The organism is Bacteroidota bacterium, assembly GCA_016718825.1.
GTDB lineage: Bacteria > Bacteroidota > Bacteroidia > J057 > JADKCL01 > JADKCL01.
The window spans coordinates 1-21,684 of record JADKCL010000062.1 but is presented as its reverse complement, the minus strand read 5'-3'; the positions used below and the strand labels follow the sequence as shown (position 1 = coordinate 21,684).

15 protein-coding genes and 1 pseudogene are annotated in these 21,684 nt (G+C 50.6%); 11 read left to right on the top strand and 5 right to left on the bottom strand.

The window, feature by feature from the left end; translation table 11 throughout:
• Positions 1 to 93: 93 nt before the first annotated feature.
• The 3 genes from IPN95_28970 to IPN95_28960 form a co-directional block, all read right to left on the bottom strand.
• Positions 94 to 618 carry an RNA-directed DNA polymerase gene (locus tag IPN95_28970; protein MBK9453347.1) on the bottom strand — a complete coding sequence of 175 codons (525 nt, stop codon included), beginning with the start codon at positions 616 to 618 and terminating at the stop codon, positions 94 to 96.
• A 292-nt stretch (positions 619 to 910) separates the two neighbouring features.
• Positions 911 to 1,171, bottom strand: coding sequence for a hypothetical protein (locus IPN95_28965; protein ID MBK9453346.1), 261 nt, complete (start codon positions 1,169 to 1,171; stop codon positions 911 to 913).
• Between the two features lie 1,191 nt (positions 1,172 to 2,362).
• The gene (locus tag IPN95_28960) at positions 2,363 to 3,793 is read right to left on the bottom strand and encodes a T9SS type A sorting domain-containing protein (GenBank protein MBK9453345.1); all 1,431 of its coding nucleotides are present in this window, start codon (positions 3,791 to 3,793) and stop codon (positions 2,363 to 2,365) included.
• A gap of 191 nt (positions 3,794 to 3,984) precedes the next feature.
• On the opposite strand from IPN95_28960, the gene IPN95_28955 reads away from it, so the two are divergent.
• Both IPN95_28955 and katG read left to right on the top strand, forming a co-directional pair.
• On the top strand, positions 3,985 to 5,055 hold the full coding sequence (locus tag IPN95_28955; protein ID MBK9453344.1) for a hypothetical protein: 1,071 nt from the start codon (positions 3,985 to 3,987) through the stop codon (positions 5,053 to 5,055).
• Positions 5,056 to 5,568: 513 nt separating this feature from the next.
• Complete coding sequence (katG, locus tag IPN95_28950) at positions 5,569 to 7,803, top strand: catalase/peroxidase HPI (protein MBK9453343.1); 2,235 nt, start codon at positions 5,569 to 5,571, stop codon at positions 7,801 to 7,803.
• A gap of 617 nt (positions 7,804 to 8,420) precedes the next feature.
• On the opposite strand, the gene IPN95_28945 is transcribed toward katG, so the two are convergent.
• Positions 8,421 to 9,986 carry an ATP-binding protein gene (locus IPN95_28945; protein MBK9453342.1) on the bottom strand — a complete coding sequence of 522 codons (1,566 nt, stop codon included), beginning with the start codon at positions 9,984 to 9,986 and terminating at the stop codon, positions 8,421 to 8,423.
• A gap of 150 nt (positions 9,987 to 10,136) precedes the next feature.
• On the opposite strand from IPN95_28945, the gene IPN95_28940 reads away from it, so the two are divergent.
• The 8 genes from IPN95_28940 (at position 10,137) to IPN95_28905 (ending at position 16,829) form a co-directional block, all read left to right on the top strand.
• The gene (locus IPN95_28940; protein ID MBK9453341.1) at positions 10,137 to 10,835 is read left to right on the top strand and encodes an SDR family oxidoreductase; all 699 of its coding nucleotides are present in this window, start codon (positions 10,137 to 10,139) and stop codon (positions 10,833 to 10,835) included.
• A gap of 59 nt (positions 10,836 to 10,894) precedes the next feature.
• Positions 10,895 to 11,164, top strand: coding sequence for a TIGR03643 family protein (locus tag IPN95_28935; protein ID MBK9453340.1), 270 nt, complete (start codon positions 10,895 to 10,897; stop codon positions 11,162 to 11,164).
• Positions 11,165 to 11,773, top strand: coding sequence for a flavin reductase (locus IPN95_28930; GenBank protein MBK9453339.1), 609 nt, complete (start codon positions 11,165 to 11,167; stop codon positions 11,771 to 11,773).
• Positions 11,774 to 11,820: 47 nt separating this feature from the next.
• On the top strand, positions 11,821 to 11,967 hold the full coding sequence (locus tag IPN95_28925; protein MBK9453338.1) for a DUF2256 domain-containing protein: 147 nt from the start codon (positions 11,821 to 11,823) through the stop codon (positions 11,965 to 11,967).
• Positions 11,964 to 13,436 carry a cryptochrome/photolyase family protein gene (locus IPN95_28920; GenBank protein MBK9453337.1) on the top strand — a complete coding sequence of 491 codons (1,473 nt, stop codon included), beginning with the start codon at positions 11,964 to 11,966 and terminating at the stop codon, positions 13,434 to 13,436. The genes IPN95_28925 and IPN95_28920 overlap by 4 nt, the downstream gene beginning before the upstream one ends.
• Positions 13,437 to 13,746: 310 nt before the next feature.
• Complete coding sequence (locus IPN95_28915) at positions 13,747 to 15,006, top strand: divalent metal cation transporter (GenBank protein ID MBK9453336.1); 1,260 nt, start codon at positions 13,747 to 13,749, stop codon at positions 15,004 to 15,006.
• 532 nt (positions 15,007 to 15,538) lie between these two features.
• Positions 15,539 to 16,105, top strand: a complete 567-nt coding sequence (locus tag IPN95_28910) for a hypothetical protein (protein ID MBK9453335.1) — start codon at positions 15,539 to 15,541, stop codon at positions 16,103 to 16,105.
• Positions 16,106 to 16,376: 271 nt separating this feature from the next.
• Positions 16,377 to 16,829, top strand: a complete 453-nt coding sequence (locus tag IPN95_28905) for a hypothetical protein (protein MBK9453334.1) — start codon at positions 16,377 to 16,379, stop codon at positions 16,827 to 16,829.
• Between the two features lie 175 nt (positions 16,830 to 17,004).
• On the opposite strand, the pseudogene IPN95_28900 reads toward IPN95_28905, so the two are convergent.
• Positions 17,005 to 17,446: pseudogene (locus IPN95_28900) on the bottom strand (transposase).
• A 1,205-nt stretch (positions 17,447 to 18,651) separates the two neighbouring features.
• Here IPN95_28900 and IPN95_28895 point away from each other — a divergent pair.
• On the top strand, positions 18,652 to 21,645 hold the full coding sequence (locus tag IPN95_28895; GenBank protein ID MBK9453333.1) for a CotH kinase family protein: 2,994 nt from the start codon (positions 18,652 to 18,654) through the stop codon (positions 21,643 to 21,645).
• Positions 21,646 to 21,684 lie beyond the last annotated feature (39 nt).

Genomic DNA, 21,684 nt, shown 5'->3' with positions numbered 1-21,684 from the left:
GCTAATCGGGTAGGAGGAAGCAAAGGCGTATGCCCTTGCTCCCGTCCCCCCACACCACCTGGCATACGTTTTCTCGTACCAAGGCGGTTTCTATCAGCTTTTCGCTGTCACACGGTATTCGAGTGAGTGCAAACCTTGTGCAAGGAACCATTTGATGTCCATTGCGGTCCTGACGTGGCGTTTGTCGCCTCGAGCCCACCAACCTTGCGCGTACATCACGACATTCCAGCTTTCGCGTTCGGATTTGCCATGGGAACGCAGTAGCTTGTAGAGAGTGAACCGCCTGCCGCATTGTTTCAGACGGTAGCATCGAAGCTTGCGGCGTATCCAGCTGTCAAGATCACGCAGTACACTGAGCCATCTGTTTGCGAGCCGGAAGTATTGCGACCACCCCAGGATCACCGAGTTGAGTTCCCCGATTATCTGCTCGAACTTTACGCCCCGGTTCCGTTTGGTTATCTCCTTCACCTTTGTCTTTAAGCGGTCGATGGACTTGTCAGCCACCCGTTTATTGCCGCCTGCGGAGCGTGTAACCAAGGAATTTCGCCTGTGAGCAGTGTCCACGCCGCTTTTGGCCGTGTTGACTTTCAGTTTCAGTGCTTCGACATACTTGATCACCGATTTCAGCACCCGTTCTCCCGCCCGCCTGCTCCGCACGTAGATGGTGCAGTCGTCGGCGTAGCGGCAAAAGGCAAGACCGCGGCTTTAAGCCCTTTGTCCAGTTCGGGTCCGGGCTGATGTTGGACAGAAGCGGGACAATGGCCCGCCTTGGGGCGTTCCCGCCACACGTTGGCTCTCCACACCGCCTTCCAACATCCCGGCTTTCAGAAAGGCATTGATCAGGCGCAGGAGGCGTTTGTCCCCCACCCCTTTGCAAAGCCGCGTCATCAGGCGGTCATGGTTGATCAGGTCAAAGGAAGCTGAAGCCGATCATCACTGCCCATTCCTTTCCCCTCTCGGACATATTTCGACGCTTGTTGAATCGCATCGTGTGCCGATCGGTTGGGACGGAAGCCAAAACTGCTCTCGCTGAAATAGGGTCGCAAAGGATGCCCAGTTGCTGGTGGATGGCTTGTTGTACCATTCTGTCGATCACGGTTGGGATGCCTAAAATCTCTGCCGCTGCCGTTGTTAAATTCGCACCTGCACGGCGCTTGGTGCGAGGTGCCATTGAGCAGCGACTTTGCAGTGGTTCCAGGTTCATTACCAGCCAATCACAGTTCGGTTACTTCCATTCCATCCACGCCACCACTCCCCTTGTTGCGCCCACTTGGAGCATTGCCTTTGTTCAGGTTTTGCAACATCTACGATCCGTTCTGTGATGTTTGCGGTTCGGGCGTGCTGTTCCTTCAATCGCGAAGACAAGTCATCCCTGCACGCTGGCCATCGCCGATTCCGTGGCTGGTTTCCCGGCAGGACTCAAGGGGTGCTGAACAAGTCCAGTTGGCCAGGCGGTTATTTTCTGGACGACCTATGTCTTTACGCATCTCAGGGCAAACCCTCGCTGATAAATTCGCCTTCCCAACGGGTTAGCGTCGGTACTGCCTTCTGCTGACGCCTCTGCGTATCGACCGGCAGAGGCCTCCCGGGTAAGTGTCAAGTCTTTCCATTGGCTTGCGCCGGGTTTACCCGCTCCCCATTCCGGATGGCTATGGGCTTCCCGATCTCGGGGTCGGTTACCCAAGGGAGCAGGCCTTATACCCGATTCCTGTACGTCGCATCCAATATTTGCCTTCAGCTTCCTTCGGATCCCGCCTCGCGGCGGACACCCTTGCTTTCGGCTACAAGATTCCGACCATCACGGCTCTTCAGGGACTTGGAGCAGCGCCGCCCCGCACCCATTAGACTTGACACATGCCCGGCACACCCGAGACTAGGCTCCGCTGGAGCAAGGCGAAGGATACGATTCGCAGGTGCTTGAAAAAACACAGGTTCATGCGCAGTGTGGATTGAATCAATGCGGCGTTATTGCGGAGTTAGTGCGGCGTTGGTGCGGAGTTGGTGCGGAGTTAGTGCGGAGTTAGTACCGATTCAACAGCAGGGTAATACCGATTCAACAGCAGGACAATACCGATTCAACAGCAGGACAAGACCAATTCGACAGCAGGACAAGACCGATTTTCAACAGCAGGACAATACCGATTCAACAGCAGGACAAGAGCAGGAAAACAGGGAAATCACAGGAACGTGAATGCGATCGTCCAGCACTGACCCACATGCAACGCCTGAGGGAATCCAAAAAGGAGAAGGTTGTCGGATTCATCCTTCCGGCAAAGTTTGCAGTTGCCTGCGCCCGCACGGAATCCATGAACCCAACAACCTTCGCCTGGTCGAAAACGCCAAAAAGACGCTTCCCGAACGCTTATTTTACAAATTTCAAAGAGACGGGGACATCGCCGGAAATCCGGACGAAGTACATTCCGGAAGCCAACTGACTGAGGTCCCAGGAAAGTTCCTCCGAGGCGATGCGTTGCGGGGCACCGAGCTGACGGCCCTGCGCATCGTGTAGGCTCGCCATGCGGTTGTCATCCGAAAGGTTTGCAGGCAATGCAAGGAAAATCTGGTCGCCCGCCGGCACCGGATACAGCTTGAAGCTGCCTTCGAAGGCGAGATCGGTATTGGTAGGCAGATTCACCTTGGTCACGTATTGCAAAATCGTCTGACAAGTGCTGTCGTAGATGGCATAATTGAAGAGGCCACGGGTGAAGTCATCGTACCCGTCGAAAATCAGCCCTTCGATAATCGTGGAATCGGTTTCGCAGAAGCAATTCTGATCCAAAGCGAAGTTCAGGTCACTTTTGTTTTCGAAATAATAGTTCACCGAACCGCAGATGCGATTTTGCAATACCACGGGACCGGGCACGTTCGCCGTCAGTGCCGCGGCGTAGGCGACCGCTACCGTATCGTTCAGAAAGCTGGAATTCGTGAGGCGGCCGCCGGTGGCCATTTCAGCTGCCAAACCATTTCCACTGAAGCTGCAGTTGTCGGCTTCACCCAAAAACTCCATCAGTCCTTTGTGGTTGTTGTTGAAAATGCAATTCGAAATGTTGGCATCCACGCTGTAAATGGCGTAGGTATTACCCTCAAACAACGTATTGGTGATCGCACCTGCGGTGTGCCAAATCCCGTTCCTGTTGTCGCGAATCACGCAGCTGTCGACTGAAAGGTCGCTCTGAAAACCATTGCAACTGGTATTGTTGGACAATTCGCAGCGCTTCAAGAGAATGTTGTGGTACACTTGCCAGTTGGAGGCGATCGCCTGACCATTGTACTGAAAAATGCAGTCGTAAAAATTCATCGGACCAAAGGGCTGCACCGCATAATTGTTGTACCGAAATGTGCAATGGTGCAGGTCCCAGGTCGGTGCACCCTGCTGATCGCTGTAAATGCCGTTAAAAGCATTGTCCAATTCAAAGTAGTCCATCGTGATTTGTCCGCCCTGCGTGCCTTTGACATTGATGCCCAACCAAGTGAATTCGGTCGGTAGCGTATCGCTTTTGAACACAATCGGATTGTTGAGGGTACCGACGGCCACGAGACTGCCGCGAATTTCAAGGTAATGCATGAGCCCTGTATTGGGAATTCCGCCGTATTTGACCCGCACTTCGACGCCGGGTTCAATGGTAAGTGTCTTCCCGGGAAATACCACCACGGGGCCGGTCATGATATAAGGACTGTTGGCGAGCGTCCAAGTCGTGTTGGCATAAATGCCGCCGCTGACCGGAGTTTGCGCTTTGAGGAAGGAAACAAGCAAGAGGCAGAGGATTAATAGGGAAAATGCAGTTTTTCTCATTCAATTTTTGTTTGAATGAGCAACGGATGGCAGATGGTTTTGTTCAATCATTTTCCATCAATCATCAACAAGGTCGCGGACGAGACGATTCCACACAAGCAGCGGACTGTGGAACCCAAGGCGGGAACTCCGACAGGATGAAATCAACAGGAGCGCGTTTCCGTTTGCCTCAAATCCGTAACTTTCTCCCCATGGAAGTCCCAATTCTCTCTTCCCGCCTCCTTCATCAAGCCCGTGAAAACGTGTTGGGCTTGCATTGGAATACCGTCGCGAACAAAATCCTCGTGGTCTCCCAAGAAGGCTTGTTGATGAAGCTCGAGATTTTGCATCCTCTGGGCGGGGAAATTCTGGCAAGCACGATGGTTCCCGTAGCGGGCGAATTGAAGGCTGTGGGATTGCAGGACGACCTGGATTTTGCCTTGTTGGTGTTTGAGCAGGTTGCACAAATCATCGATCTGCGGGATGGAACGACGTTGATTGCATTCGAGCGGGAAAGGGGATTCCTCGGCGGCGAATTTGGCCTCAACAGCGAGGTGCACCTGACGATCCCGGCCGATTCGCATTGCGTGGATTGGTGCATTTGGGACTATTTGGCGAATACAAGCAACGAATTTAGACTGGAGCGCCATGACCATTATGGCCGGGGAGCGGTCCTTCACCCGAGCAAGCTGCTGATCGGTGCCTGCTGGAACGCCTATCAATCCGGTTTCCTGATTCATGTTCCAGACCCGGAAAACAAGCGGCTGCTCTTTTATGATTTTGGAAAGGACGCATGTGCGCGGCCCGAATATGAAGCGTATGCGCCGGCATTCAGTCCCGACGGGGATGTCTTTGCCTTTGTCGCCAATCCCTATTTGGGATGGCATCCAAACATTGAAAAACTCTGTGCCTACCGTATTTCGAGGCCCAATCAACCCATTTTGGAGGTGGAGCTTGCCGATTTTGCCGTAGAATCCGTGATGCAGACATACTTTCTGGGCGGAACGCAATACATTCTGCTGCATAAGACCAATTCGCTCGACCTCGTGGATTTCCAAACGGGCGTCCTTCATCGAATCCTTACCGCAGAAGTCGATCATGTCGGCGTGAATCCATTCACCTGCGAATATGTCTACGCCACTGGAAATCAAATCACCCTTTGCCAGCTCGGCGATGAAGGCGATTGTATGCCGGATTTTGATCCAAATGCAGCTGATGAAGCCGCGGCAGATTTCAGGATGAAGTTTGCCAGCAAGCTGCGTGCGGTTGGGGATTGGGAGTAGCAGGGTCAATGTCGTTAGGTTAAGCCACAGGCGTTGCCCGCCGCGGCGGGGGTAAAGTATGGTAGACCAACGAAATATAACCATTTCAATCGTCCGTCGGCTCGGCCCTAGGCCGAGCCGACGGACGCAAAAAATCCCGGGAAAACGTGATTTTTCTACCATACTTTACCCCCTACGGGGCAGAAAATCCAAGATTAACGTCTTTGTTAACAAGGTCTTAATCCCAGCGTTGTATTCGTCAGAGATCGGAGAGGAATGTCCACCGAAGTGGAATTCATTCTTCCTCAATGTTTACTTATCCCCCCCATAGACATGACAAATACCATCCATAGATATGATCGATGTCATCAATCAAATAGCGCCGTGTAAATTTGCCCTGTGGTAAATTTGCTTCTAGTGAAAAACACAATCAGTAAATCAATTATGAAACAATTTTTCTTCGCAGCCCTTTTGGTCGTGGCAGGCACGGTCAGCGGGCAAACGAGCGCCAACAAGGCCGATAAATGTCCTGTGATGCACGACGCAACGGTGACGGCCAAGGTCGACAAGTGCCCTGTGATGCATGGCGCCTCCACCGGCAGCACCTCGGGCGATGTGCATGCCAATGTCCAAAACCCCGGGGGGACCAATGACCAGGAATGGTGGCCCAATCAGCTTGACTTGAGCCCGTTGCGGCACAATTCCGAGCTGTCCAATCCGATGGGGGAGCAATTCATTTATGCCAAGGCATTCTCCACCCTCGATTACGCCGCCTTGAAAAAGGACATTGCCGCAGTGCTGACGCAATCGCAGGATTGGTGGCCCGCTGACTTCGGCAATTATGGTCCGCTGTTCATCCGCATGGCCTGGCATAGCGCGGGCACCTACCGCACGGGCGACGGTCGCGGGGGCGCAGGCGAGGGGCAACAGCGCTTTGCGCCGCTCAACAGTTGGCCTGACAATGGCAACCTGGACAAGGCACGCCGCCTCCTTTGGCCGATCAAGCAGAAATACGGTGCCAAAATCTCCTGGGCCGACCTGATGGTCCTCTCCGGCAATGTCGCCCTCGAATCCATGGGCTTTCCTACGATCGGATTCGGCGCAGGCCGGGCCGATGTCTGGGAGCCACAAAGCAATGTCTATTGGGGTTCGGAGACCAAATGGCTCGAAGACAATCGTTATTCCGAAGGCCGCAAGCTTGAAAATCCGCTGGCTGCCGTGCAAATGGGCCTGATTTACGTGAATCCCGAAGGGCCGAATGGCAATCCCGATCCACTGCTTTCCGCCAAGGACATCCGCGAGACGTTTGCCAGGATGGGCATGAACGACGAGGAAACCGTGGCCTTGATCGCTGGCGGACATACGTTTGGCAAGACCCATGGTGCAGGACCGGCTTCCAATGTCGGTCCCGAACCCGAAGCTGCCCCGATTGAGGCGCAAGGATTGGGTTGGGCGAGCACTTATGGCACGGGAAAAGGCAAGGACGCCATCACTTCCGGCCTCGAAGTCACTTGGACCAATACGCCGACACAGTGGGGACATGCCTTTTTCCAGATTCTCTTCAACAACGAATGGGAATTGACCAAGAGCCCCGCAGGAGCGAATCAATGGGTGGCCAAAAATGCCCCGGCGAGTATCCCGGATGCATTCGACCCGAACAAAAAGCAGTTGCCGACCATGCTCACAACGGACTTGGCCTTGCGTTATGACCCGATCTACGAAAAGATCTCGCGCAAATTTCTGGCGCAACCCGAGGAATTTACCAAGGCCTTTGGCCGTGCATGGTTCAAATTGACGCACCGCGACATGGGTCCACGGGCACTGTACCTCGGCCCTGAAGTTCCCAAGGACGATTTCCTCTGGCAAGACCCGATTCCTGCCGCCACTTCGCCCGCCATCGACGCCAAGGAAATTGCCGAACTCAAGGCAAGCATCCTCAAGTCGGAATTGACCATCGGCGAATTGGTTTCGACGGCTTGGGCCTCGGCTTCGACCTTCCGTGGTTCGGACAAACGCGGCGGTGCCAATGGCGCGCGCATTCAATTGGCCCCGCAAAAAGACTGGGCGGTGAACAATCCGGCGCAATTGGCCAAGGTGTTGGGGGTTTATGGCAAGATACAGCAGGATTTCAACGCCAAATCGAAGACCAAAAAGGTGTCGATGGCCGACTTGATCGTGCTCGGTGGCAGCGCAGCCGTTGAAAAAGCTGCGAAAAATGCCGGATTCAGCATCGAAGTTCCCTTCACACCCGGCCGCACCGACGCGACGCAGGAGCAGACCGATGTCGCCTCCATGGGCGTGCTCGAGCCGATGGCCGATGGCTTCCGCAACTACACCAAAGCGCAATATACCGTTCCGACCGAAGCCCTGCTCGTGGACAAAGCGCAATTGCTCACCCTTACCGTTCCTGAAATGACGGCCCTCGTCGGCGGCATGCGGGTCTTGAATGGCAATTTCGACCATAGCAAGCACGGTGTCTTCACCACCAAACCCGGCAGTCTTACCAACGATTACTTCGTGAATCTGCTGGACATGAGCACGGTATGGACAGCGACGGACGCGACCAAGGAAGTCTTCGAAGGCAAGGACCGCAGCACCGGAAAAGTGAAATGGACGGCCACCCGCGCCGACTTGATCTTCGGTTCCAACTCCGAATTGCGCGCCATTGCCGAAGTCTACGCAAGCAGCGACGCCAAGGAGAAATTCGCCAAGGACTTTGTTGCCGCTTGGACGAAGGTGATGAATTTGGATCGTTTTGATTTGAAATAGTGTTGGGAGAAGGGATGATGGGAAGGGCCGGTCTTTTGGGATCGGCCCTTTCTTTTTGGGTGAAGGCATAAGGGCTTCGGCTCCAATAACCAAAACGGCTTGTTGTGTGGCTGTCTGGTGGGTCGAGCCTTTGCGAACCTTCGTCACATTGACGACCCGACGAAAATTTTGCATTCCTTTCAATCCCCGGAGTTTAAAGTATCGAACGGTCAAGTCTTGGTTGAAATGTCCATCATTTTACACGCCTACTAGCCAAAATGTCTATCAAAACCTTTAAACCCTCCTTGACCACCAATTAGGCGAAATTCCCCTTGGGAATTGAAAAGCCCTAAATCTGTAACTAATGTGGATTATTTCCGCCGCCGCCAAAAAGCCATAAAAAACTCAAGGGTACATCAAATGTATCGAATTCTTCCTGAATGGCATACGAAATGCAAACCAAGATGCCCATTTGGCAATACTCGTAAACTCTTCATTAAAAACAAGCAACCTCCTGCACGCCTCCAGAGAAAGGGTTACATGGCAGGCAAGCATGCAGAAGGCCTCACGGCTTTTGCGAAGTGACGATTGTCTGAGGATAAAAGAGCTTGCAATGAAATTCTCCAATCAAACCCCCCTCACCCCGACACCTCCTCCACCAAAAAGTCCCCCACATTCCTCGTCGTCACATCAAAACCAATCCCCACGAGCACAATCTTTTTCCCGGAGGTCAAATACGGCGTATGGTAACCCTTGCTTTTAATTTGTGCCATTGCAGAAGCGGCATCGCCGAGCTTGAATTCGATGATGTAAATGTGGCCATTTGCGGTGATCACGGCATCAATTCGGCCGTTGTGCGTCATCACCTCTACTTGAATGTCGTAGCCAAGCAGCTTGAGCATCAAGTAAAACATGGTATGGTAATACTTTTCAAAGTTCTCCATCGCAGCTTCGGCTGTCGGTTGGATCGGATAGGCGATTCCCGCGAAGAGGGCCCGGAGGGTCGTCATCCATGCATCGATCTCACCATTTTTCAGGTGGCCATTCAGCTTGCGGATCAAACTATCGGTGTTTTCCTTGTTCTTTTCTGCAAATTCCGAGAGTAGATGAAAGGAAAATGCATTGGCGACCTCCTTGTTGGGAAAGTCAAGTGTGACGGATTGACCTAGCGCATCAAACTTTTTGATGGTCAGGTAACCGGTTTGGAAAAGAAGCGACTTGATTTCAATTGCCGAAACGTCGAAGGTATTGAAGGCTTGCAGCGAAACCTCCTTGTTCTCGAAGTCGAAGATGCTATACTGCCCCTGACGGATCAATTTCATCAAAAAGGTCGGCGTGCCCGTGGCAAACCAATAATCTTGAAACCGCAGCTTGCTCAGGAGATTGAGTATCGAAAATGGGTTATAAACGAAGCTTTCACCATCCCAAGAGTAGCCATTGTACCAGGCTTTCATCTCGGCCATCACGTCTAGCGAATGCATGGACCATTTGGATTTGAGCGCATCAAGGTAGCCAGGAAAATTGTCTTGAATTTCCTGCTGCGTGTATCCGACCATGGACGCGTATTCCTCGTCAAGCGTAATGTCATTCAGATTGTTGAGGTCGGAAAAGATGGAAACTTGGCTAAACTTGGACACGCCTGTGAGCATGAAGAATGCAATGTGTGCGTCATTTCCCTTGATCACGCTGTATAAATTCTTCATCACGGCGCGGTTCTCCTCAGCCTTTGCCAGGTCTTCGATGAAATGAATGATCGGTTTGTCATATTCATCGACAAGTATTGCGACCTTCTGCTGCGCGCCCAATTGCTCGATCAAAGCGCGAAATTTTTGGCTGTAATCACCCATCAGCGGACCAAGACCATGCTGCGCCGCAAGCCGGTCCATTTCCATATTCAGCGACGTAGCCAAAGGTGTTTCCCGACTGACGATCTCGCTAAAATCCAGCAAAATCACCGGTCGCGGTTCCCAATCGATCTTGTCTTCGATCCAAAGACCTTTAAAAAGCTGTCGATTGCCTTCAAAGATTTCTTTGAGGGTGCTGATGAGCAATGACTTCCCAAAGCGTCGGGGACGGGAAAGAAAATAATACCTCCCATTTGTGATCAGGCGATGGCAATATTCGGTCTTATCCACATAGATGAAGTCGTCCTGAATCAAATTCCGGAAAGACTGAATGCCGATTGGAAGCTTCTTCTGTGCCATCTACCTACAAAGATCGGATTTTGCGGAAAATCGCGTTGCAATCAGATGACGTTGCGCCTCGGGCAGGGATTTCAAGGTGCCGAGATACCCTTCAAAAATCCAAACAAAACACCCCAACAGCTGTTTCATCCCTACATATCCAGTAGTGCGATGCGAAATTATTTGATCATTGGGGGTTCGAGCGGTATCGGTCAAGCATTGGCCAATCAGCTCTCTCAGGCGGAAAATCAGGTGTTTGCTACCTATCACAAAACGGAGCCGCCGCTGGACCATCCGCATCTGCAGTATCATCCTTTGGATGTTTTGGAGGATGCCAATGCGCTGGCCTTTTTGCCGGATCACTTGGATGGATTGGTCTACTGCCCGGGGAGCATCAACTTGCGCCCCTTTGAGCGCATCAAACCGGCGGATTTTGAGGCGGATTACAAGCTCCAAGTCATTGGAGCCATCAAGGTCATTCAATCGGTTTTGCCGAGGTTGAAAAAATCGGATAACGCATCCATCGTGCTGTTTTCGACCGTCGCGGTACAAACCGGCATGCCGTTTCATACGCAGGTCGCCGCATCCAAGGGTGCCATCGAAGGGCTGACAAAGGCTTTGGCGGCTGAATTTGCACCCAAGATTCGGGTGAATTGTATTGCGCCATCGTTGACCGATACGCCATTGGCTGCGGCATTGCTCAATACCGAACAAAAAAGAGAGGCCAATGCCTTGCGGCATCCTTTAAAACGAATTGGGACCCCGGACGACATCGCCAACATGGCCGCGTTTTTACTTTCGGAAAACGCAGGCTGGATCACCGGGCAAATCTTGCATGTCGATGGTGGAATGTCTTCGCTGAAAGCTTAGGCAGGCGATGGATCGCGCAACCATTTCCGCTTTTTCAAGGTCAATTTAAACTCCGAATTGTGGAATCCAAAGACATCGATCGCATCATAGAAATGGCTTGGGAAGACAAAACGCCTTTCGAAGCCATCGCGGTGCAGTTTGGGCTTTCGGAAGCGAATGTCATTGCGCTCATGCGCAAAGAACTGAAGCGCAGCAGTTTCAATTTGTGGCGAAAACGCGTGAACAGTGGCCTCAGCCAAAAACACGCCCTCAAAAGAAGTCCTGAAATCATTCGGTTCAAATCCAGCAACCAAAAGTCGATTTCATTCAACAAAGTCAGTAAACGCTAAATGGAACTCAACAAAGAAAACATCCAGCAATTGGAGCAACGCTACCGCACGGCCTTCGTCAATTCCTTGGCGGGATTCCGGCAGGTGGTTTTGGTCGGTTCGAAGTCCGCGGCGGGGCATGAGAATCTCGCAATATTCAATTCGTTGATTCATTTGGGGGCTAATCCTGCGTTGTTGGGGCTGATCAGCCGGCCCGATACGGTGCCGCGCGATACCTTGCAGAATATCCTGGAAACCAAGGAATATACCTTGAATTATGTTCAGGCTGCGCAGTTTGAAAAGGCGCATCAAACGTCGGCAAGGTATGAAAAGGAAGTCTCCGAATTTGAACAAGTGGGCTTGGAACCCCTGTACCAATTCGGATGTTATGCGCCGTTTGTTGCGAATGCGGTGGTGAAAATTGGGATGAAATTGGAAGCTACGATTCCGATTCCGCAGAATGGCACGCTCCTGATTATCGGCAGCATCACCCATGTCGCGCTCGATGACTCCCTTGTGGGGCCGGACGGTTATGTGGACTTGGCGGCAGCGGAAGTCTTGATCAGCCAAGGGCTTGACGCTTATTTCGTTGCGCAATCCATCGGAAGGTTGCCGTATGCCAAGCCTTAAGTTGCAATCCTGCTCGGCGCAATGCCTTGGAAAAGCTTGAATGCATCATGCAACAAAGAAAAAAACGGGATTTTCCCACCAAAATTTGCTGCGTTTGTCAGCGCCCATTTGCCTGGCGAAAGAAGTGGAAAAAGGTCTGGGACGAAGTCAAATATTGCAGTGATCAGTGTCGCATGAAGAAGCAGAAAATATGAGTACAGGCATCCTTTTTCCGCATCAATTGTTTGAGAACAATGTGCTTGTTTCCAAATGCGAGACCCTGTATTTGGTGGAGGAATATTTGTTCTTCCGGCAATACAAATTCCACAAGCAGAAAATTGCCTTTCACCGGGCAAGCATGAAAGGCTACGCCTCCTACCTGCAAGGAAAAGGGATTGAGGTTCATTACATTGAAGCCATTGATCCGCTGTCGGATGTCAGGAAATTGATTCCGTTTTTGAAGGAGAAGGGGGTGGAATCCCTTGCTTACATTGACACCACCGACGATTGGCTGGAACAACGCTTGCACACGGCTTGCAAGGCGCAGCAGGTCGAATTGACACAATACCCCACGCCGATGTTTCTCAATTCGGCAGCAGAAATTACGGCCTATTTTGCCGGGAAAAAGCGGATGTTTCAGACCGATTTTTACAAGCATCAGCGCTTGCGCAGGAAGATTTTGCTCGAATCCGATCAAAAGCCGATTGGAGGAAAGTGGTCCTTTGACGAGGAGAACCGGCTGAAATATGCCAAAGGAAAAACCCCACCCAAGACGGAATTTCTGCCTTCGAATGCAATCTATGAGGAAGCATTCGCCTATACCCAAACCCATTTCGCAGACCATTATGGCCAACTGAATCCTAATTTCCGCTATCCGACGACCTTCGCAGAAAGCAAAGCTTGGCTCAGGGAGTTTTTCCATTCGAGATTCGCAGAATTTGGCGCCTACGAAGATGCCATCCTCTCCAAAGAGCACATTTTGCACCACAGTGTCTTGACGCCCATGCTGAATGTGGGACTGCTGACGCCGCAATTTGTGATCGACGAAGTCCTCGCTTTTGCCAGTCATCATGAAATTCCCATCAATTCACTGGAAGGTTTCATTCGGCAAATCATTGGATGGCGGGAATTTATCCGCGCGGTTTATCAACTGAAAGGCAGCGAAGAACGGACCAAAAACTACTGGGGATTTACTCGGAAGATTCCGCCTTCCTTTTGGAATGGAACCACCGGTATCACGCCCATTGACGTAACGATTCGCAAGGTTTTGGATACGGGTTATTGCCATCATATCGAACGCCTGATGGTATTGGGGAACTTCATGCTGCTGTGCGAATTTGACCCCGATGACGTTTATCGCTGGTTCATGGAGCTGTTTATCGATGCTTATGACTGGGTGATGGTGCCCAACGTGTATGGCATGAGTCAGTTTGCCGACGGCGGGCTGATGTCGACCAAACCTTATATCAGCGGCAGCAATTACCTCATGAAAATGAGCGACTACCCCAAAGGGGATTGGCAAGTGACCTGGGACGGATTGTTTTGGCGGTTCATGCATACACACCGTGATTTTTTCCTGCAAAATCCCCGTTTGGGCATGTTGGTCCGAAGCTTCGACGCGATGCCGGAAACCAAACGGCAGGGACATTTGAAGCATGCGGAGCAGTTTCTTGGGGGGCTTTGAGTGGGTCGGCGATTTGTCAAAACATCTGAGCGGCAGCGGAGAACCTTCTGGCAGAATCTCGGTTGTGGGCATCCGGCCTTGGGCTTTGCTGTTTCAGGGTACAGGGCGGCTACGGCTACGATGATGTAGGTGCTCCGGACCCCGGCAAGGCAGAAATGAGGCTGTAGCAGGCCAATCTCCACACCACCCTCAAAAATCATAAAGGCTTGTCTTGTTTCCTTGGCTGGATATGTCGACTTTGGCTAAGGGTATGGAAGGCATTTGCGGACCATTTCCAAATCACGTAAGTGCGTGACTTGCAATGAAGAATATGAAATCGTTTACGTCCAAACTTCTCGGTCGGTGGAAGAAACTCGGTCCCGGACTCGTCACGGGCGCAAGTGATGATGACCCCTCGGGCATTGCCACCTATTCGCAAGCGGGCGCCGCCTACGGACTCTCGACGTTGTGGACGGCCATTGTGGCCTTTCCGCTCATGGCAGCCATTCAGCAGATGTGTGCGCGTATCGGCTTGGTGACCTCGCAGGGGCTCACCGGCACCCTGAAAAAGCATTATCCGCGACCGGTTTTGTACTTGATGTTGCTGTTCAGTTTTCCGGCCATCGTCCTGAACATCGGTGCTGACATCGCCGGCATGGGCGCCGTGGGCAATCTGCTTGTACCCTCGGTCGATGCCAATTACTTCAGCGTAATCTTTACCCTGCTGCTTCTTGTGCTGATCATTTACCTGCCCTACCAGAAAATCGCCTCCATTCTGAAGTATTTATGCATTGTGATGCTGGTCTATTTTGTGGTGCCGTTTTTGTACAAGCAAGACTTTGTCGAAATTCTCAAATCGACGTTCATTCCCACGATCAAATTTGACAAGGGATTTATTTCGGTGATTGTTGGCATCTTGGGGACCACGATTTCGCCGTATCTTTTTTTCTGGCAAGCCTCGGTGGAAGTCGAGGAAATGAAAAATAAGCGCAAGCATTTGATGGTCAATAAAAAGATCATCAACGCGATGAACAAGGATGTGGATTTTGGGATGACGGTTTCTGGATTTGTGATGTATTTCATCATTTTGACCACGGGAACGGTGTTGTTCAAGGGGGGCATTCACCAAATTGACACGGTGGAACAGGCTGCGATGGCCTTGAGGCCCTTGGCAGGCGACCTCGCCTATTTGCTGTTTGCGGTCGGTGTCATCGGTACGGGACTGATTGCCATTCCGGTTTTGAGCGGATCGTTGTCCTATATTTTTGCCGAAACCTTTGGCTGGGAACAGGGGCTGGACAAGAAATTTCACCAAGCCAAGGGCTTTTATACCATCATTGCGATTTCATTGGCTTTGGGTTTGTCCCTGAATTACGTCGGCATCACGCCGATTCAGTCCTTGATTTATACCGCGATCCTGTATGGAATGACTGCCCCGGTTTTGATTGCGATCATCCTGCATATTTCCAACAACAAAAAAATCATGGGAGACAATGTCAATGGCATCCTGTCCAACATTCTCGGATTTACAGCCTTGATCATCATGACGGTGGCTGCCGTGGCCTTGATCTATCTGCAGTTTGCAGGGTGATCGCTGGGGTTGCGCATTTGGGCAGCCTTGGGGTTACCCGTGGAATGGATTCGGTAGGCGAATTTTGCTTGCATTTCTCGCAAGGATTTACGAATTCGATCTAGAGTTTCGGAAAAATTCCCATGCCAAAATAAGGAATATGACAATTAAAGACACATTAGAAGAAAAGGTTCGGAAGTATCTCACCAAACAGGGTACTCCCGTCGTGGAAGATGCGGTTTGCTATACTGGAATAATGCAAGACATGGAAATGCCTGATGGCCAAATATTGCCAATGCACATGGTAAGGTACCAATCTTGGGTAGTCCGTGGAGAAAAGGCGCAACTTTGTGTAATTTACATTGACCCGAGGACGGAAAAGTTAGTTCTAAATATTACGCCTCACATTTTCGAGAAAATATTTGACAAATGAATGGGTGCTTTGTAATCTCGAAGTGTTATCTTCATTCCACCTTCTCGTTTTGGGGATAGGTCCTGCTTGAAAATCGCACCGCCGCATCAAGAGATGTTGTAAGCAATATCGTACTTCAGAATGATAGTCGAAAGCAAAGGAATACAAATCGGAGAATACTTCATCCCACCATTTGAATTGAGGGGCGGAGAACTAATTGTAATTTGTCTTTATGGCGGAGCACATTTTGATGCCTTAAAAACTGAGTTGGTTGACATCTTAACTGGGAAAAAGAGAAATGCAAATGTCAATATTTTCCGACCGATGACCTTTGTGGAACACTTTAAAGAGTCGAGACTTAGGCGATTATTTTATCCTGTGACCGTTGGGGAATACTTGAATCGAAATGCGAATTCAAATAGCAACTTTGCGACGAAAATATATGACATTGACTGGATTTCCAATGGGACCAAAGTAAATACACTTGCAGGTAATCCTAGAAGGCTACTTAGCTTGTATTCCACGCTATCTAAGACAACGGACATTGTGTTTGACTTGGTTGGACAGGACCCACAAGGAGCCTGGGAAACTTATCAATTGGTTAAGGACACTGTTAGAAATGGAGGATCTGCAATATTCATTGACTGGACAGACGAGATGAAAAATGATTGCACCAATTTTATTGCAATAGAATGGACGAAAAGGTAGCTTGGTTCAAGATTGCATTTCAATCCTTTGCGATTCGACATTTACGCTGTCCTTATGTGTATTTGCAGGCATCTGGGCGGTAGAAGAGTCTCGAAAGCACCGGTGGCTTTGGCTTTTCACTCGGTGGCCGCATGTGGGCAACCTGGAGTGAATCCTTCAACGTTGATTCGGTAGGCGAATTTGCTTGGATTTCTCGGAAGGTTGGGGAAGTTGGGGTTGGAATAAGGGAAAGGCAAAGTGGCACTAATCTGGCTGATTTGCCTAAAATAAAATGGAAACCATTAACCTACAGTTGAAAACAGAAGCCGAAAAGGGAACGGCTGAGAAATACTGGTTCGAAAACGAGTTTACCGGTCTTCAACGAACGCTGTTTCATCGCGTGTATATACCATTAAAACCTTTCAATTCAGGATTAGACTATGAAGAGAAACCGTTGGAAACAATAATTGTAATGGAATGGCTCAATTTAAACTTGTCTGACCCTGACAATTTGGACAACCTGTCCTTGAAAAGCACTCCGGAAGACGGAATTGAGGTCTCAATTTATTTAGGTTGTGCCCACAATCCTTGTAATATTATTGCAATGAATTGGAAGAGAATATCTACAAACAGCTATGCCGTAGTGGGTGAATTGCTAATTGACTTTGAATTCGAAAGAGTGGCTAAGAACGAATTCTTCAAATTTGAAACAACGATAGTGTTTGACACCAAAACAATAGAATAAATTATGCCTATCGGGACCTTGACCAGTAAAACCAGAATTGGGCAGGATTCTACCTTCCAAGCCCGAAGGGCTTGAACTGTGGATAGCCCCGGGCAAAGCCCGGGGTAGGCGATCCTCCTAGATCCCAACCCCGAAGGGGTTGACAATTAACAAAGTAAATTTATGCCCTTCATCTTCACAACAAATACTTCTCATCAAACGCAATCCCATTTTCACTCAACAACCGTTTGAATTCGTCGTAAGAACTCTCCTTCTTATGGTGTTCCTTCTGGTTTTCACATACTGATGATCATATCACGGTCACGGAAATTATATGTAAATCCACCATAACCTTCTTGCCATCCGTTGAAGAATGGAAATTTTCCACAACGTTTCATCCAAAGGCTGCTTTTGACCTTGAGATCCTTGACAAAATCTGCCAAGGCGATGCTCGGATGCAAATCACAAAAAATGTGGATATGGTCTTCGGTGCCATTGACGCGATGGAGCTTACAATTATGATCCTTCACAATTTTCCAAACATCACGGTACAATTCCTCGCAATGCGCCTCCGCAATTGTTGGCTTGCGCTGATGTGTGCTGAAAACGATTTGATAATAAATCTGTCTATAACTCATTTCAACCTCCTCATAATCTTGCTTACAATTCTTAAGCGCCAAACTCGACGCATCATCATTTAATGCGTTTATTTGTAGGAATCAAGACCCATTTAGTGGCTAATTGCCTGCTTATTTGGCAAATGTCTCGGATGGATGGCAAAAATGCAAATTTGTTTGTGAAAAAAACAACTTTTTAAGAAATGGTTGTGATGGACAATCCAAAATGTCATCCAATCAGTCTTAACACGATTGAATAATGAGCATATTTCTATCTAATATGTCTCATAGTCAACTCCGCCGCGGCGGATTGAAACTTTGGGGGATGCTTGCTACCCCCAGTTTCACTGGGGGCTATCCACAGATCAACCCCTTCGGGGTTGAAACTTTGGGGGATACTTGCTACCCCCAGTTTCATTGGGGGCTATCCACAGATCAACCCCTTCGGTTGAAACTGCGCCCCCAGTTCCTGGGTATCCAGATCAACCCTTCGGGGTTGAAACTTTGGGGATACTTGCGCCCCAGTTTCACTGGGAGCTATCCACAAATCAACCCCTTCGGGGTTGGTACTTTGGGGGATGCTTGCTACCCCTAGTTTCACTGGGGGCTATCCACAGATCAACCCCTTCGGGGTTGGAAACTTGGTTGCTCCCCCAGATTTCACTGGGGCTATCCACAGATCAACCCTTCGGCGTTGAACTTGGGGATGCTTGCTACCCCAGTTTCACTGGGGGCTATCCACAGATCAACCCCTTCGGGGTTGAAACTTTGGGGGATGCTTGCTACCCCCAGTTTCACTGGGGGCTATCCACAGATCAACCCCTTCGGGGTTGAAACTTTGGGGGATGCTTGCTACCCCCAGTTTCACTGGGGGCTATCCACAGATCATTCCGCCGCGGCGGATTGGTACCGCGAACAGCTTATAGAGGTGACTCCTTGATTTAATTTGAAAAATTCACTGGGAGAGGTCGAGTAGGCATAAAATAAATACCATACGAAATGCAATTCGGGACAGCTCGCATAGCAAAACCCATTGTCCTCAAAGAGCAACGTCCACCATTCGGCCAGAACCCAGCAATCCACCAGCCCGCGCAACCCCAGCCATCGCCAGCGCGACACTTCGCGCAGTCCTGCCCGCAGCAATCCCTTTTTTCGTTACCTTGCCCTAGCGAGGTCAACAGCCTCCGTCGATCCACTGTGTTGCAATTGAAAAAATCCGGTTCACGATGAAAAGTCTGTACAGCAAGGTCCTGTGTTTTGTTTGTTGTTTTGCCTTCCAGTTGGCTTTTGGGCAGGTTTACATCAACGAAGGGTCCAATCGCAACTACTCCGCGGTCGCGGACGAAGATGGGGAGTTCCCCGATTGGATCGAACTTTACAATGCCGGCATCGACACGGTGCGGTTGCTGAATTACAGCTTGACCGACGACCCCAACGATCCGACCCAATGGACCTTTCCCAACGTGAACTTGAATCCGGGGGAATACAAGGTCATTTTCTGCAGCGGCAAGGACCGCAAGCCCGTCACGGGATTTAAGAATGTGCTCTATCAAACCAATTACAACCCATTCGTCGGCTGGAACAACCACAACCTGAACAACCCCTTCTATTGGGACGGCGTTTCCTCGTTGCTGCTGAATATTTGCTCCTATTCTTCCGCCGGCTACACGACCAATTCCGTTTTCAGGCAAAGCAGCACAGCCTACAATGCCAGCATCAGCGCTTGGGTCGACTACAGTGCTGCCGCCTGTGCCGCAGCCTACGGGGGAACCGCCGCCATGCGTCCCAACATGAAGTTGAACAATATTGCCGTGGGTACCGGAAATCTTCAGAATTCGCCTTATGACTATCCCGCGCCTTATGGCAACTGGTACTGGTCTGCGAGGAACCAAATGGTGATTCCTGCCGCCGAACTCACCAATGCCGGCCTCTCGGCGGGCTATATCAACAGCCTTGCATTCGATGTTGTCTCCACGGACGTGAATACGGTGTATGACTACATCGATTGCTCCATGAAGTTGGTCGCTTACAATCAGGTGACCTCGCGCTTCGAACCGGTGGACACCAACATCAATTTGCATACGAATTTCAAGATTTCGACTGCCGGCGAAAGGGTGTACCTCTATGATACCAATCAAACCTTGGTCCATTCCTTGTTTGTGAATGTGGCGCAACCCGACAACAGCATCGGCTTGTTTCCCGATGGCGCTGTGATGATGACGCTGTTCATGAACGGGACCCCGCGGGCGACCAACAATTTCTCGCAGCCCTATTCCACTTACCTTTTGCCGCCCGTCATTTCGGTGCCCTCCGGATTTTTCAATTCGCCCATTTCGGTCACGATGACCAATCCGAATGGGCCGGGCAGCAGCATTCGCTACACCACGAATGGCGACGATCCGACGATCACTTCGCAGCTTTACACCGGCGGGGCGATTCCGGTTTTCTTCTCGGGCGTCTTGAAAGCCAAGGCCTTTTCGGCGAGTGCGATCACAAGTCCTGCGGCCGTGGCGACCTATTTGTTTGGCGTCAGTCATGTGACTCCCGTCTTGTCGGTGGTCACGGATCCGCAAAATCTCTATGGGGCGACGGGCATTTTTGACAATTGGCAATTTGACTGGGAGAAGGCGGCCTTCGTGGAATATTTTGATACGGCGCAACAACGTATATTCTCGCAGCAGGCGGGAATCCAAATCGACGGTGGTTTGGGTGGCAGCCGCTCGCATCCGCAACATTCGTTTCGCGTGGAGCTCGACGATCCGGTTTTGGGGGATGGCCCGGTGAATTATCCGATCATTCCGAATCGTCCGCTGCGGGGAACTTACAGCAAAATCTACCTGCGCAATGGCAGCAATTATTTCCTTTCCTACCCCTTCAAGGATGCCGCGCATTTGGAAGGCATGGCAGCGGAAACCAACAATTATTATTCGGCATGGCGGCCGGTGACCGTGTATGTCAATGGGGCCTATTTCGGGCTGTATGAGCTGCGGGAAAAGATTGATGCCGAATATTTTGATCAAATCGAAAATGCCGACAAGGATTCGCTGGATATCTTGTCGTTGAGCGCCTGGAATGGCTATGCGCTGCGCGCCTTGGAGGGTTCGGTCGATTCCTTCTATGCGGATTACAATGCCTTCAACAGCCTGAATCCGGCCGACACGAGTTTCTGGAACGATGCCGATCGGTATTTTGACATGACCTATTACAACGACTACATTATTGCGGAAACCTGGGCGGGGAATGTGGATTGGCCGCAAAACAACATCAAGATTTACCGCTCCAATACGAGTGGTTTCCGCTGGCGCTATTGCGTGATTGACTTGGAAGGATCCATGGATCCGGGTGGCTTTTCCAATGCCCACGATGACCATATTGCGTATGTGCTCGGTGCGGATCCCAATAATCCCTTCATCAACGTGTTTTTGAAGGGGATACAGAATGCACGGTTCAAGAATTATTTCATCAATCGGCATGCCGACCTCATGAATACTTCCTATCAATACAGCCGCTTGTCGTCAATTGCCAACGGGATGTTTAACCAGACCGTGATCGAAATGCCCAAGGAATATGCAAGATGGGGCGACCCCAACAACATCAACGGGCAAATGGCGGATTTCGTGAACAATCATCAGACCTTTCTCTCGGAGCTGAGCATTCGCACGGATCAGGTGAGAGACGATATCGAAGCCAATTTTGCGCTCAACGGGCAGGTGAATGTGACGTTGGATGTATTTCCCCCGGGGGCCGGCCAAATCAAGATCAGCACGATCATCCCCGATTCCTTGCCGTGGACGGGCGTCTATTTTGATGGCAATCCCGTGCGGATGACGGCCATTCCCAACCCCGGCTATACCTTTGAATATTGGGGTGCGAATGCGGTGCTCGCGGCCGCCGACACCAATATTTCGATCGTGCAAAACATCAATGCTTCGACGCTGTACCAGGCCTTTTTCACCCTCACGCCCGTGAGCAATACCGTCGCGCTCAATTATGAAGTTCAAATCTACCCCAATCCCTTTGCCGATCAGCTCAATGTGTACATCAACACGGAGGAGCCGGCCGAGATTTTGGTCTATGATATCTCCTCCAGGAAATTGTTGCAGCAGTCCTTTGTCGGCTTGACCACGCTCAACACCGGGCAACTTGCAAGCGGATTGTACCTGTATGAAGTGCGTACCGAGGCGGGGATTTGCAAGCAGGGGAAGATTGTGAAGCGGTAGAACTTGCAGCGGCCAAAATTGCGATGTCAGCATAGCTGT